Below are 13,896 nucleotides of genomic sequence, written 5' to 3'. Positions count from 1 at the left end.
CAGGGGACGGTTCCTCGTACTGGGGGAACTTGTCACTTAGTGAATACCCCTACTGGGGGGTGCTGGGTCGGCTCACCGTCCGGGATAGTGAGTTTCGATCCGCCTCTCTGCCGCCGCGCCACCAGGTTCAAGCGGGTCTGTTGCAACGATAGGGCGCGGTAGGTGGACGACGATGTGTTTGCCGCCCTCGGGTGTCGGTTCGATGGTGTGTCGGCCACCGGACTCCTCGGTCAGCAGCATGACCATGAGCAGTCCTCGGCCGCCGTCGTCGTGCGGGATCGCCGGTATGCGGGGCAGTCGCGGGTGCGTGTCGTGTACGGCGATGGTGAGCCAGTAGGCGTCGGCGGCGAGCAGCACGGTCGCTATGGGCGAGTGGGCCGCGGCGTGCTCGGCGACGTTGGCGACCCAGTTCGGTGACGATCAGGCTCGCGGTGTACGCGTTCTCCTCGTCGATCCCCCAGGTGGCGAGCGTCTTGACCGTCTCGTGCCTGGCCACCGGTACCTGGTCGACGGTCGAGATCACGGTGAAGACATGGGTGACGCGTTGCTGCATGTCGATCCCCTCTGCCGGGCTGTGGAGCCGCTGTCGCGGGCGGCTGCCAGCGTCGGATAGCGGGAGCCGAAGCCCAACCTCGGAAAGTCATCGACACAACACAGTCGGTTATGCCAGGTTGGCATGGCGGATGTGGTGGGGCCGCCGTACGGTGACCTGCCTGGGACGGCGGTGGAGGGGTGGCCGATGAGTGGGCGGCTGTGTCCGGGGTGCCGGAGGGCCAGGTTGAGCTGGTACAGCCGTGACCCGGCGTGTGCGCCGTGTCTGCGGGTGAGCCGGGGTGCCCGTCCCGCGAACCCGGCGTGGCTATGGGACTCGGAGCCGATGCGCAAGGTACTGGCCTGCGGTGACCTGCCGGCGTTCGTCGCGCTGGTCCGCGCGGCCATGGGGCTGAGCCAGCTGGAGCTGGCGAGCCTGGTCGGCTGGTCACAGAGCACCGTCAACCGCATCGAACACGGCGAACGCGGCACCCTGTACGACATCCGGGAACTGGTCCGGTTCGCCGACGCCATCGACATGCCCCGCCACGCCCTGCTGCCATTGATCATGGGCAAGCCCGTGTGGCGAGCGCCGACTTCGCGGGCACCAATGCTGATATGGAGATGGATCGGCGGCATTTCGCCGGTGTAGTGGCCGGTGGTCTCGCCGTAGGCATGGGCTTGGGCTCGGCGGACATTCCAGGCAAGGTCGACGTGGCGCATCTCAAGTGCCTGGAGGCGACGACTGGGTCCAGGACCAGCAGGTCGGCGGTGGCATTCTGTTCGGTCCCGCGCTTCGCCAGCTCGCCCGCGTGCGGCGGATGCTCGACGAGGCCGACTACACCGAATCGGTGGGGCACCGGCTGTTGTCCATGGCCGGGGAGCTGTGCCTTTGCGCGGGATGGCTCGCCTACGACTCCGGGCATCAGGACGCTGCCCGGCGGTTGTACAGCGAGGCGTACCTGTATTCGGGCCAGGCGAGTGATGAGCAACTTCGGGTGAACGCCGCGTCCTACCTGGCCATGCAGGCCGTGCGGGACGCGCGGTGTAATCCCGGCCGGGCGCGTGAGGCGTTGCGGATGGTCGCGGTGGGCAGGGACGCGGCGCGCGGATGGGCAACGCCTCGGGTGTACGCGCTGCTGGGGATCCGGGAGGCCACCACTCAGGCGACGCTGGGCGAGCAGCTACCCTGCCGCCAGGCGATCGCGACGGCCTGGCGGGAGCTCGAACGCGGCAGCCACGACGACGACCCCGAATGGACCGGCTTCCTGACCCCCAACGTGCTCACCTACTTCGAAGGGCTAACCACGATGGTCCTCGGCAGACCACTGATCGCCGTCGACCACTTCCAACGCCTGCTCACCGATCCGGCGCTCGGGGAACGAAACCGTCTCTACTACCGCTCATGCCTGGCGAACGCGCTGCTCGCCTCAGGAGAGACCGCCGACGCCCTGGCGGAGGGAATGGAACTACTAGCCAGGGTGAACGGCTCACGCAGGACGCTGGAGGAACTGGCTCCACTCCGCCACGCGGCCGGAGACTCCTCAGAGTTCGCCCAACTGTACGACCACAAGCTGGCCGCGTAACCGGCACGCGGGTCTGTCGCGATCAGGCGTAGCACCTCCCCAGATCGCCACAGGTGGATTTCCGGGCTTGAGGCGCAGACGGCTCCCAGAGGGTGAACTGCGTACGACGAAGCCGAGGCGCTTACTCCGGTTCGAAGCCTGCACGGCGCGCCTTCCTCTGCCTTCCGGTTCTACCGGGGCCCGACCCCGCCCCCGACCATCCGCCGTCGGCGCGTGCGTGCTCACAGCATCTGACGAGCAACCGGGCACGTGGCTACTTCCGCTGGACGTGTTCAGTCCAGTGTGGTGATCGGCGTTGGGCGTTTGAAGAGTCGCAGGAGCCGGGCCACGGTTTCGCGGTCGCCTTGGATGGTGGCGTCGACGGCATCGAGAGACGCGCCGCCGAAGGTGAGCGCGCGGAGCCCCACGGCGCTGGTTTCGATCACCATGTCCGCGTCGGACGCATCAGCGCGCGTCACATCCATTTTTCCGTCGTAGATGGTGAGCAGGAGGGTGTCACCGTCGAGGCGGAGTTGACACCGAACCTCCAGATCACCCGCCGCGGCCGGGTCGAAGGTGGTCGTCAGGGCGAGGGCCAGCGCGTCGACGCTCAGCTCGGCCGACGAGGTCAGCGGACTTCGACTGCCCCACCTGGCCAGCGGCACCAGGGCGGGCTGGAGCTCGCGACCCCATTCGGTCAGTTCGTACGCCCATGTGCTCGCCGGCGGGCCCAGCCTGCGCCGCCGTACGACCTGGGCCTCTTCCAGTTCGGCGAGTCGGGCGGTGAGCATGCTCTGACTCGCTCCGGGAAGGCCGCGCCGCAGTTGGGTGAAGCGTTTCGGCCCCAGCAGCAGCTCACGGACGATCAGCAACGCCCATCGGTCGCCGACCAGGTTGAGTGCCCGGGCAAGGCCGCAGGGATCGTCATATGCGCGCGTCACCCATTTATAGTATTGGTTTGACACCGATTGGTGCTAACTTCGCACCATGGCGACGTACATCCTCATCCCCGGCGCCGGCGGCGCCGCCTGGTACTGGCATCGGCTCGTCCCCGAGCTGGAGCGGCGCGGCCACGAAGCGATCGTGGTCGACCTGCCCGCGGCGGACGACAGCGCGGGCCTGTCGGAGTACGCGGACACGGTGATCGAGGCGGCGGGCCGGCGTGGCGACCTGGTGGTCGTGGGCCAGTCGATGGGCGGCCTGACCGCCCCGCTGGTCTGCGATCGGCTGCCGGTCTCACGGCTGGTCCTCGTCAATGCGATGATTCCGGCACCCGGTGAGACCGGAGGCGAATGGTGGACCAACACCGGTCAGGACCAGGCCCGTCGCGAATGTGATCTCCGTGAGGGTCGTCCGTCCGATGAGCCGTTCGACCCGTTGGTGTACTTCTTCCACGACGTGCCCGAGCACATCGTCAAGGAGGCGATGGCGACCAATGAGCCACCGCAGTCGGGTACGCCGTTCGAGCAGCCATGGCCGCTGGACGCCTGGCCCGATGTGCCCACCGTGGTCCTGAGCAGCGTTGCGGACCGGCTGTTCCCGGTCGAGTTCCAGACCCGCGTCGCCCAGCAGCGCCTCGGCATCACTCCCGAGACCCTGCCCGGGGGTCATCTCGTCGCGCTCAGCCGACCCGAAGAACTGGCCGACGCTCTGGACCGGTGACGTCCATCTCGCTATCGCCGTCCTCCGAAAGTGGATCACCCCTCGCCGGCTGATCGTCCGCGGGGTAAGCTCGAGATGATTATTCATCATCTGATGAGTTATCTGCGAAGGGGCGTGGTGGGACATGCGCAGGACGCCTGCGGCCGTCGGGAGTGCGGTGTTCTTTGCCCTGGCGCCGGGCGGTGTGGCTGGGTTCGGGCCGTGGTGGGTCACTCGCTGGCGGATGGCGGACCTGCCCGACGGACTCTCGTGGGCCGCCGTCCCGCTTCGAGTGACCGGGGTCGTGCTCATCCTGGTGGGAGGCGCCGTGCTGGTCGACGCCTTCGTCCGCTTCGTGACCGAAGGGTTCGGGACTCCCGCGCCCGTCGCACCTCCCGAGCACCTGGTGGTCGGCGGGCTGTACCGGTATGTCCGCAACCCGATGTACGTGGGAGTACTCGCGGCCATCGTCGGCCAAGGGCTCCTGCTCGCGCGGTCCGGGCTGCTCTGGTACGCCGCCATCACGTTCGTCGCGGTCTTCTGCTTCGTGCGGCTATACGAGGAGCCGGCCCTGCGCAGGAGCTTCGGCGCCGAGTACGAGGAATATCGCGCGGCCGTACCCGGCTGGTGGCCCCGGCTGCGTCCATGGGCCAAAACATCCAGCGGGTGACCGTTCAAGGGGCCTGTACAGGGTGGTTTTCTTGGACAGGCCCCAGGCGCGGGAGGTCGGCGGGTGATGAACGCGTATTCGCGACTGTCCTCGGTGGAAGGTTCGTGGGAGAAGCCGCCGTACAGCGCTGCCAGTTCGAGGCCCGCGACGTCGATCAGGCCGAGCCACTCGTTCTTCGTCGCCCACCAGGAGGACGATGTCGAGCCGTCGTCGAGGACGATGTCGATGCGGTCGCCGCCCACGGCGAAGCGGGTGGTGTTCGGTACGGGTGTCGGCTGGCGCTCGCCGTCGAGACGTACGGCGATGTGCTGGTCGAAGGCGACGGCCTTCCAGGCGAAGCGTCCCCCGGGCGCAGCGAGGCCGCAACGCGCTCGAAGGTGCGGCGGCGGTCGGCCCAGGCCGGTAGGTGCTGGAGCGACCGGAACGGGGCTGCCCGCGTCGGTTGCGGCCGTGACACGGTCATGACACTGCGCGGACGGGGCGGGGACACGGCTGGCCGACAGTGGGTGGGGGTCGGCGGCCGAGGTGGCGAGCGTGCGGCGAAACCCGGCCGTGACCGGCCCGCCGGACAGAAAGGTCCGGTGAAGGCGACCACGAAAGGGAGAAGGCCATGCCTGAGGACAGACAATGGGACCGGCGTTCGCTGCTGCGGGGCGCCGCCGTGCTGGCCGGTGCCGCCACGGCCGCGCCGCTGCTGGCCGGGACTGCCACGGCCGCGCCGTCGCTGAGCGGGACCGCCACGGCGTCAGCCGGTGGCGACGATGCTGACGCGCTGTTCAAGGCCGGCAAGTTCGAACAGGCCGGCCGCGCGTACGAGGAGATCCTGAAAAAAGACCCCAAGAACCTGCACGCGGCCACCCGGCGTGGCTATGTCGGGCTACTGGCCAACCAGTTCACCGATGCCGAGAGATATCTCAAGCTGGCTGTCACGCTGGCGCCCGACGACAGGGATGCCAACCGGCTGCTGGCCGACTGCTACATCCGGCAGGACAAGCTTTCCCTCTCCGCACCCCATTGGCGAGTCGCCGAAGAGGACAGCTACGCCAAATGGTTCGCGTCGTTCTCTGGCGAGGCGTATCAGGTCCACGGCGACACCGCACAGCTGAAGTGGAAGCAGATGGACCCGATACCGCTGGTGGAGGGAGTCTCGGTCAACGGCGGGCCGGCGAAGACCTTCACGTTCTACACCGGCGCTCCCAATCTGCAGGTGACGGGGTCGGTGGCCAAGGAGGCCGGGCTGAGCCCCGTCGTCAGTGAGAAAATCGATTTCCTGAACGGCACCGTGTGGGTGCACTACGGGGCGCTGGAGTCGATCAAGCTGGGCGGCATCGAACTGCGAAACGTCCCCGTGAGCTGGTCGACGACGGATTCGGGCGAAGATGTCGACACCGACAGCGACGGCATGATCGGCATGTGGGTCTTCTACCACTTGCTGACCACCTTCGACTACGCGGGCCGGCAGCTGATCCTGCGCCGCCGGACCCCCGAGACGGCCAGGAAGGCGCGCGCGGCCGCCGCAGGGGCGGGCACCAAGCCCTTGCCGATGTGGCTGGCCCGCGAGCACGCGCTGCACACCAGGGGTAGCATCGCCGGCGGCGCCGGCTCCGGCACCGGGGTGGTGGGCGTGCTCTTCGGTGGAGAGAGCGAGGTCGCCGGGATCGTCAACGCGGAAACGGCCAAGCAGTTGCAGGTCCGCATCGACCGCGACCGCCCGGTCGAGACCTTCGCCGGCAGCCACCCGACCGTCGCCTACCCCTGCTACCCGAATGAGATGCGCCTCGGCGACGTCGCCGCCAACGGCATCTACTGCTTCACGCCCCCCAACGCGCCGCTCGCCCCCAACGGGTTCGACGTGCCGGCCTCCTTCTTCCACAGCTTCCACAAGCCCTGCACCATCACCCTCGACTTCACCGACATGAGCCTCTACATCGCCCGCGGCCAGTCCGCCTGATCACAGCGACCGCACGGGCGTCATTCGAGCAACCTGCGCCTTGCTGACTGGTACGGGCGAATCCGGGCCTCCGGCTGGTCGTCTGAGGCAAGTCGTGGCCGCCGATGTCGTATCGACGCTCCCGCCGATCGTCTTTGGGGTGACGGCCGAGGGCAGGCTCCGCGGAAAGGTGCCTGCCCTCGGCCGTGTCCAGGAACCTCACCCGGCCCAAGAAGCGCACGATGACCCCACGACCGAACACGCTGGATATGAGCGTCCTGGTCTGGGTGGGGGTGTCGACGGAGGTCAGGGCGTGGGAGCGGTGAGGTGGGTGTGGAGGCGTTTGCATTCGTGGGTGAAGCGGATGGTTCGGCGGCTCTTGGCGAAGTCGGCGATTATCGGGATCTCGCCGCGGGCGCCTGTCCAGTGGGCCACGTCGGTGGCGAAGGCTACGAGGTCGGCGTGGGTTGCGGTGATGCGCTGGCCCTCGCGCGGCAGGATTTCGGGGAGCAGGGTGCGGAGGATGCGCCAGACCTCGTGGTGGGCGCCGGCTTCGGCCAGTTCGGTGAGGGCGGCGATGGCGGGGCGGGTCTCGCGCCTTGTGCGGCGTAGCACCAGGGCGAGTTGGCGGCCGATCGCCTCGGCGGGGAGGTCGCCTCTGGCGGCCATTGCAAGGATCACCGGGATCGTGCCGGGGACGCCGCCGGCCAGGAGGAAGGCGACGATCACCGCGGTGGACTCGCCCAGCGGGCCTTGGGCGATCTCCAGGCTGTTCAGCTCCGCCGGAGCCGTCCACGTGCCCCAGTGGCCGCGGAGCAGGAAGGGCAGGAAGTTGACGGCCACGACCTCGCGGTGCGAGGGCAGCATGGCGGGCCATGCGCTGAGCGTGCCGCCGGACTCGTCGGCCGTCCAGTCGGACGGCTGGCGCAGCAGCACCTCGTCGATCAGCCGATGGCCGGTCGGAGCCGTCACTCGTAGCACGGGCTGCAGTCTGACCTCGGTGAAGTGCTCCGGTTCACCATCGCCGAAGTCGACCATGGACGCGCCGACCATGTGGCGCCACACGTGGCCGCACTCGGGGTCGGCCATGCCGTCACCGGCGAGCCAGCGGGCGGCCGAGCGTGCCGCGTCTGATTCGACTTTGGCGGCCCGGTCGGCCGCGGCGGGGTGGGAGCCCCGGGGCAAGCGCAGCAGTGCCTGTGCCAGGTCGGCCGGGAGTGGTTCCACGCCGGCGGCGGCGCTGGTCTCCAGGCGGTCGACCAGTACGTCGGGGTCGAGGTGGCCGCTCATCCAGGTCGGCGTGGCCAGCAGCACCGGCGGCAGAGTGTCGTTGCGGAGGGCCTCGGCGAGTTCGGCGTAGCGGTGCAGGAGGAAGTCGTGCAGTGGGGAGACGCGATGGAGGTGGGGCAGGTGGTTGCGCCGTCGCCACTCGTCGTGCTCGGGCAGTTCCTCGGGGACGAAGGAACGCAGTCGGGGCGGGACGAAGAGGACGGTCACCTCAACGAGCGGCTCGTCCGGGTTCGGTGGGGGCACCTGCTTTCCCGCGCGCATCGCCGCGATCCGCGCGGGGACGACGCCGAGTTCGGCCATGCGCTCGTAGGCGTCTTCGAGGATGAAGGACGGCATCGCCTCCACGGAGTCGTCGTACAGGATGCCGGGCCTCGTCCGCACCGGATGGGGCCTGTCCGGCAGTCCGCGCATCCATCCCGCGGCATCGTGGTGCCGCGGTTGCTCGAGGTCGGTGGGAGCGCCGTTCAGGTGGATGCGGCCTTGGGCGAAGGGAATCTGCTGGTCGCCCTCGTGGGCCACCGCCGCGCCGGGGCCGTCGTCGCTGGTCCAGGTGATGAAGAAGGCGCGCATCGGGGCGTCGTCGTCGAGGTAGCGGCCAGGCCGGTAGACGCCGCCGATCGCGAATCCCCAGGGCTGCTCCGGGCCGGATTCCTCGCCACGGGTGAGAGCGCGTACTCGTAGGGAGTGGTTCGCGCCGTCCCAGAACTTCTCCGGGGCGATCGGGGGCACCTCCGGCACGCTGCCGGGGGTGACGAGTTCGGCGGCCAGCACCGCCTGCCAGTCGGCGGGGTTGACGCGCACGTCCCTGGATCGCCAGTGGCCGTGGTCCTGCTCGACATGCGGCTTGAGCTTGCGGCGTAGTTCCGTCCGGTCGTCGGCGATGCCGGCGACGAAGGCCGCGAGCCAGCGTTCCTGGCCGACCCAGCGCTCCTGGTAGTTCGGGGTGATCGACGGCTCGGGGAACCGTCGCGCCTCGGGGAGTTCGGGGAGCGGCGGGAACTCCTTCTGTGGCGGCGCGTCTTCGACCGGGGTCTCCCCGCCGAACCGCTCGGCCAGCTTCGCGGCCAGGTGGGCGGGGAGGTGGCGGGCTTCGTCGAGGATCGCCTCGGCGTGGCCGGTGAGCAGGTCGGCGTACTTCAGGGTCAGCTCGGCCGCGCGGTTGCGCACGTCGAAGGACTTGTGCGCGTACGCCGTGGTCAGCGCGGTCACGAAGTCGGCGGCCGTCTCGGGCGTGGCCTTGATCGCCTGGTCGAGCCAGCGCAGGCCGATGGCGGCGAGCTTGGCCTCGTCCCGGAAGGTGAGCGCGTCGACCGCCTCGACCAGGTCAGCGTGGTCGAGTGGCATCGCCCGGCGCACCTGCGCGGCGGCCAGCTCGCGACCGTGCCCGGGGCCGAAGGCAGTAGCCGCAGGTAGTCGCGCAGGCGAGGAGCGGACTCGGCGGGCGTGGGGTCGAGGAACGTGTGCAGCCGGACGAAGAACCGCAGGTCCTGCGCCTCGCCGCCGCGCAGGAAACGGCTCACGCAACCGTCCAGCACCTGATCTCTGGGCAGCTCGCGGGCGGCGGCGGCCAGCCAGCGGGTCGGCCGGGGGTCCAGCCGCTCATCGCGGAGGGCGCGGCCCGCGCCGTCGGCGGTGAAGATCCGAGGCAGCAGTACGGGGGTCAGCGGGTCGCCGGCCACGCTCGGCGCGTCCAGCCAGGCGGCCACCAGCGGGTCGTGGTCGGGTGGCACGGCGCCGGACGCGCGCAGCAGGGCCACGGCCAGCGGCGCGATGCGGTCGGCGGGACGGCGTATCCGCTGGGCGAGCCGGACCGCGACGTCCCGACGCCACTCCAGGGGGCGGGTGGCCGCCACCCGGCACACCCGAGCAACGTCGATCTCCTCGGCCCAGCGACGGTTGACGTCGCGGCTGGTCATCCAGGTCACCGCGGCCGCCGGGCCGGTGATGACGCCGACACCGGTCAGCAGCAGCCCGCCGGCCAGTTCGTCGAGCAGGTCGCCCACCTCCCAGAAGACCATGTCCTCGACGTCGTCGGGATACTCAGCGCGCACCTCCTCGGTGCGGACGCGGCGCAGCTCCTTGACCAGGCCGGGCAGCTGCCCGCCCAGCTCGGCACGCTCCTCCTCGGTGAGCGTGACCAGCCGGTCGGCCAGGTGGGCGAGCTGGTTGCGGGTGATCAGGTCGCTGATCTCGGTCCAGAGGGTCATCGGGAGACCTCCACGGCGGCGCGGGCGACGATGCGGGCGGCCAGCACGTGTTTGCACGGTCCGCGGGAGCCGCGATGGTCCCACCACCACTCGCACGTGCAGGAGCCGTCGGCGAGCGACACCCGGCGCGCGCCGCCCGATGTGTGGACAGTGGCCGACTCGCCTTCGAGGTGGACGGCGCCCGCGTCGACGAGCTTGCGCGCCTTGGCCAGCCGCGGGTTGAGCAGGATGACGTTGTCCTTGTCGTAGGGCAGCTCGCGGTGGAAGTGCGCGGCCTCGGCCAGGTCGTAGCCGACCCGGCCGGCGACGCCGAGCTGGGTCAGCGCGGCCCGTACCCGGTCGGCGGGGATGCCCGCCCGGTCGGCGAGCAGGCCGATCTCGACCTCGGGCTCGAAGTTGAGCAGCATGCCCACGACGTCGGCGTCGTTCTCGGCCTCGTCGGTGGCCAGGTCGTCGAGCACCGCGCCCTCGCCGGAGAAGCCGCGCCAGCGCTCGGGCGAGAGGGTGAGGGTGTAGCGCATGCCGGGAAGCTCCAACTCCCAGGCGCTGGAGGCGGCGTCGGCCGGGCCGTACACCCGGAGGGACTTCGCGAACCGGAGCAGCGGCAGCAGGGTGCCGATCCGATGGGGGCCGGCGAGCTGGACCGAGCCCGGAAGCCGGCTGTCGGAGATCTTCAGGTCACGCCCCGACTGCGCCACCCAGACCGTGCCCTTCTTGGGCAGCCCGCGCAGGAACCGTACGGCCGCCATGCCGGTCAGTTCGCCGCGCTGGTCCATGCCCGAGGCCATGACCTGCACTTCGGCGAATCCGCGGAGCCAGCGCTCGGGTAGCGGCACCTTCTTCTCCACCACCGCGCCGTCCATCGTGGTCACGACCAGCTCGTCGAGGCCCACGCCCAGGTGCAACGGGTCGCGTGCGCCGATGCGTGCCAGCGCCTCGCGGAGCGGCGCGTTCACGTCGACGTTGGTGGTGCCCCGGTCGAACACCTCGCCGTCGAGCGCGCCGCTCAGCAGGTCGAGCCGGGCGTACACCCCGCCGCAGGCCGAGAACGACTCGAACCGCAGCCGGTCTCCGTTGCACGTCACCACCGGGTCGCGCACCCAGCCGGGCCGCTGCTGCGGCTGGTGGTAGCGGGCCAGCGCCACATCGGCGACGCCGAGCAGGGCCGCCGCGGCGGGGGCCGCCTGGGTCACCACGCCGCTGAAGAACCGGGGCGCCACGGCCGGCCCGGACAGGGCCCGCCCGCCAGAGGTCGCCAGCCCGAGACGACCATCGACAAGGGAGGAGGGCGCGGCGTAGGTGTACGCCTGCGTCGCAGAAGTCATGGCCGGGACAGTAAATCCCGCCACCGACAAACCGCGGCGCGTGCTGGGTCTTGCGCCTCTAGGCCAGGTCGGCGAGGTCCTCGTCGGTGAGGGTGATCTTGCGGGCGGCGAGGTTCTCTTCCAGGTGGGGGATGGAGCCGGTGCCGGGGATGGCGAGGGTTGTCGGGGAGAGGGTCAGGAGCCAGGCCAGGGCTATCTGGGGGACGGTGGCGGCGTGGCGGTCGGCGACCTTGAGCAGGGCGGGGTCGGTGAGGTCGGCTCGGCCGCCGCCGAGGGGGAAGAACGGGACGAACGCGATGCCGGCCTGCCGGCAGGCGTCCAGGACGGCGGTCTCGTCGCGGTTGGCGATGTGGAAGTTGTTCTGGACGGCCGCGACGGGGGCGATCGTCCGGGCCTCGGCGAGGTGATCGACGTCGACGTTGCTGATGCCCAGGTGGCGGATCAGGCCCTCCTCGCGGAGCGCGGCGAGCGCCTCGAAGCGGTCGGCGAGCGAGGCGCCGTGCGGGGGCTGGGCCGCGCCGATGCGCAGGTAGACCAGGTCGAGGTGGTCCACGCCCAGGCTTTCCAGGTTGGCCTCTACCTGGGGCCGGATGTCGGCGGCCGTACCCTGGCGGGGACCGCCGGGGCCGAAGACCGGGCCGACCTTGGTGGCGATGACCAGGTCGTCGGGGTACGGGGCCAGGGCCTCGCGGATCAGGGTGTTGGCGTGTACCGAGCCGTCCTCGCTGCGGTAGAACGCGGCGGTGTCGATGTGGTCGACGCCGAGCTCGACGGCGCGGCGCAGTACGGCGCGGCTCGACTCGGGGTCGCGGGCCGGTCCGCCCGGGCGGCTCTGGGGCAGGCGCATGGCGCCGAAGCCGAGCCGGTCGATCGTTCGGTCGCCGCCGAGCCGGAACCGGTTGCTCGCCTCTCCCCCACCGGTCGTCTCTTCCCGGCCGGTCATCCCTCCCTCGCCGGTCGTTCCTGCACTGTGGATGATCTCTTCCCTGCCGGTCATCTCTCTCCTGTCGGCCATTTCGCTGGTTGTGGTGGATGTTGGGAAGCGGAAGGTCGCCGCAGGAGCCGCGTAGCAGGGCTCCGACGTAGTGCGACCCGGATTGCGTTTTCTGCGGATGTGGGGTCGGCCGACTAGGGGGCGCGTCGAGCGATCCCGGCTGCCAAGGGTCGGTTCTCCCCCAGACCCTCTGGGAGCACGACATGCATCAGCGATCAAGGCCCTGACCAACGGTGCGGGCACGGTCTGACCGTAGAAGTCCAGGGTCCGGTCGACGAGAGTGCTCACTCACCAGCGGCCACCGGCACCGAGTCCGCCCGAGAGGCCGGCCCGGTAGCTCCCGTCAGTCTTCAATGAACGTGACCGTTTCGCTGAGGGGTGCTCTGCCGGTGCGGGGCTCGGGCACCGTGGTGTCCTCGTAGCCGATCGACATGCCGCAGAACAGGACGAGCCCCGGCGGGGGTGACAGCACCTCCGCCACGGTCCGGTGGTACATCGACCAGGCCACCTGCGGGCAGCTGTGCAGCCCTTCGGCGCGGAGCAGCAGCATGATGGTCTGCAGGTACATGCCGACGTCGGCCCACTGGGGCCGGCACATGTCCCGGTCGATGTAGCAGAACAGGGCGGCGGGCGCGCCGAAGCAGTCCCAGTTGGCGAGGGCGACCTTGCGGCGCGCCGCGGTGTCCTCGCGCAGGATGCCGAGTGCGCCGTAGCGGCTCCGGCCGAAGGCCAGTCGGCGGTCGATGTACGGGGACTTCAGCGCCGGCGGGTAGATCTCGAACTGCCGCTCGTCGCTGGGGTCGCTGCTCGCCGCGCGCTCGATGGCGCGCTTCTTGAGCTCGGCCAGCCGGCTGCCGGTCAGTACGTAGGTGTTCCACGGCTGCATGTTCGACCCGGACGGCGCCCAGGCCGCGGCGGACAGTACGCGCTCCAGCACCTCCCTGGGGACCTCCCGGTCGGTGAACCGGCGTACCGCTCGTCTGCTTGTCACCGCTTGATACACGTCCATGATCGCCTGCCTCCCCCTACTCGACGGCGTCCAGGACTTCGTAACACTTGATACTGTATCATTCGATACGAGTTGAGGAAAGAAGGCCCCCTTGTCGGAGTTGAGGACGGACAGCACCGGGAGGTCCGGCCTTGCGGTCAGCGATGTTGAGCGTTCAGGGCTGGTCGCCGGCCGGGTAGGCGAATCGGGTCAGCAGGTCTTTCAGTTGCCGTGCCTCGTCGGGGCTCAGTTCGGTGACCAGGCGTTCGGTCAGCGGCTGCGCGGCCACGTGGGCCGCGTCGAAGAGTTCGAGGCCCTGGGGAGTGATCTCGACCGCGCGCACCCGCCGGTCCCCCGGAACGGTCTTGCGTACGGCCAGCCCCATGCGCTCCAGGTCGTCCACCACGCGCATGATGCCCGCCTTGTCGGAGCCGGTCGCCGTCACCAGGTCCCGCTGCAGGGTAGGGCCACGGTCGACCAGTTCCAGCAGGACGGCGAAATGCCGCAACTCGATGCCGAGCGGCCGGAGCGTCTCCCCGATCGCGGCGGCGGCCCGCCAGTGCGCCCTGCGCAGCAGCAGGCCGAAGGCGAACGGCGATGTGTCGCCGGGACGGCCGGTGGCACGCGAGGCGGTGGGACCTTGAGGCTTGTCGGGGACCATGGAGGAATACTACCGGGAATACGTTCGTTCGATACGGTATCGATTGATACTAAATCATCCTCGGATCCGTTGAGTGAGTTTCGGACGGACCATG

At 69.9% G+C, this 13,896-nt stretch carries 12 protein-coding genes and 1 pseudogene; 5 read left to right on the top strand and 8 right to left on the bottom strand.

The genetic code is table 11. From position 1 onward, the window contains the following. Window positions 1-72: 72 nt before the first annotated feature. Window positions 73-399 (bottom strand): annotated as a pseudogene (locus tag IEY93_RS25315) (ATP-binding protein); the annotation flags it as partial. Window positions 400-877: 478 nt separating this feature from the next. Between IEY93_RS25315 and IEY93_RS25310 the strand changes: the two are divergent. Both IEY93_RS25310 and IEY93_RS25305 read left to right on the top strand, forming a co-directional pair. Beyond that, the gene (locus tag IEY93_RS25310; RefSeq protein WP_189165605.1) at window positions 878-1,183 is read left to right on the top strand and encodes a helix-turn-helix domain-containing protein; all 306 of its coding nucleotides are present in this window, start codon (window positions 878-880) and stop codon (window positions 1,181-1,183) included. A gap of 76 nt (window positions 1,184-1,259) precedes the next feature. Continuing rightward, window positions 1,260-2,117, top strand: coding sequence for an NsdA family TPR-like regulatory protein (locus IEY93_RS25305; protein WP_189165604.1), 858 nt, complete (start codon window positions 1,260-1,262; stop codon window positions 2,115-2,117). 272 nt (window positions 2,118-2,389) lie between these two features. On the opposite strand, the gene IEY93_RS25300 is transcribed toward IEY93_RS25305, so the two are convergent. Next, window positions 2,390-3,037 (bottom strand): winged helix-turn-helix transcriptional regulator, encoded by a 648-nt coding sequence (locus tag IEY93_RS25300; protein ID WP_189165640.1) that lies wholly within the window; start codon window positions 3,035-3,037, stop codon window positions 2,390-2,392. A 46-nt stretch (window positions 3,038-3,083) separates the two neighbouring features. On the opposite strand from IEY93_RS25300, the gene IEY93_RS25295 reads away from it, so the two are divergent. The 3 genes from IEY93_RS25295 to IEY93_RS25285 all read left to right on the top strand — a co-directional run bounded on the left by IEY93_RS25295 (window position 3,084) and on the right by IEY93_RS25285 (window position 6,358). After that, window positions 3,084-3,758, top strand: a complete 675-nt coding sequence (locus IEY93_RS25295) for an alpha/beta fold hydrolase (RefSeq protein WP_189165603.1) — start codon at window positions 3,084-3,086, stop codon at window positions 3,756-3,758. Between the two features lie 223 nt (window positions 3,759-3,981). Next, the gene (locus tag IEY93_RS25290) at window positions 3,982-4,407 is read left to right on the top strand and encodes a methyltransferase family protein (protein WP_229691457.1); all 426 of its coding nucleotides are present in this window, start codon (window positions 3,982-3,984) and stop codon (window positions 4,405-4,407) included. Window positions 4,408-5,017: 610 nt separating this feature from the next. Further along, complete coding sequence (locus IEY93_RS25285; protein WP_189165601.1) at window positions 5,018-6,358, top strand: aspartyl protease family protein; 1,341 nt, start codon at window positions 5,018-5,020, stop codon at window positions 6,356-6,358. 285 nt (window positions 6,359-6,643) lie between these two features. On the opposite strand, the gene IEY93_RS38595 is transcribed toward IEY93_RS25285, so the two are convergent. The 6 genes from IEY93_RS38595 to IEY93_RS25260 all read right to left on the bottom strand — a co-directional run bounded on the left by IEY93_RS38595 (window position 6,644) and on the right by IEY93_RS25260 (window position 13,802). Next, a complete protein-coding gene (locus tag IEY93_RS38595; protein WP_229691465.1) occupies window positions 6,644-7,888 on the bottom strand; it encodes a DUF7824 domain-containing protein in 1,245 nt (414 codons plus the stop codon). Between the two features lie 944 nt (window positions 7,889-8,832). Next, complete coding sequence (locus IEY93_RS38590; protein ID WP_229691456.1) at window positions 8,833-9,834, bottom strand: serine/threonine-protein kinase; 1,002 nt, start codon at window positions 9,832-9,834, stop codon at window positions 8,833-8,835. Next, on the bottom strand, window positions 9,831-11,159 hold the full coding sequence (locus IEY93_RS25275; protein WP_189165599.1) for an SWIM zinc finger family protein: 1,329 nt from the start codon (window positions 11,157-11,159) through the stop codon (window positions 9,831-9,833). Before IEY93_RS25275 ends, IEY93_RS38590 begins: the two co-directional genes overlap by 4 nt. A 58-nt stretch (window positions 11,160-11,217) precedes the next feature. After that, window positions 11,218-12,156, bottom strand: coding sequence for an aldo/keto reductase (locus IEY93_RS25270; RefSeq protein ID WP_229691455.1), 939 nt, complete (start codon window positions 12,154-12,156; stop codon window positions 11,218-11,220). A gap of 340 nt (window positions 12,157-12,496) precedes the next feature. Then, on the bottom strand, window positions 12,497-13,144 hold the full coding sequence (locus tag IEY93_RS25265; RefSeq protein ID WP_229691454.1) for a nitroreductase: 648 nt from the start codon (window positions 13,142-13,144) through the stop codon (window positions 12,497-12,499). Window positions 13,145-13,316: 172 nt separating this feature from the next. Then, the gene (locus IEY93_RS25260; protein ID WP_189165597.1) at window positions 13,317-13,802 is read right to left on the bottom strand and encodes a MarR family winged helix-turn-helix transcriptional regulator; all 486 of its coding nucleotides are present in this window, start codon (window positions 13,800-13,802) and stop codon (window positions 13,317-13,319) included. Between the last annotated feature and the right edge of the window lie 94 nt (window positions 13,803-13,896).

It is taken from the genome of Sphaerisporangium melleum, assembly GCF_014646695.1.
GTDB lineage: Bacteria > Actinomycetota > Actinomycetes > Streptosporangiales > Streptosporangiaceae > Sphaerisporangium > Sphaerisporangium melleum.
The sequence above is the reverse complement of the archived record's forward strand: the minus strand, read 5'-3'. Positions and strand labels throughout refer to the sequence as shown.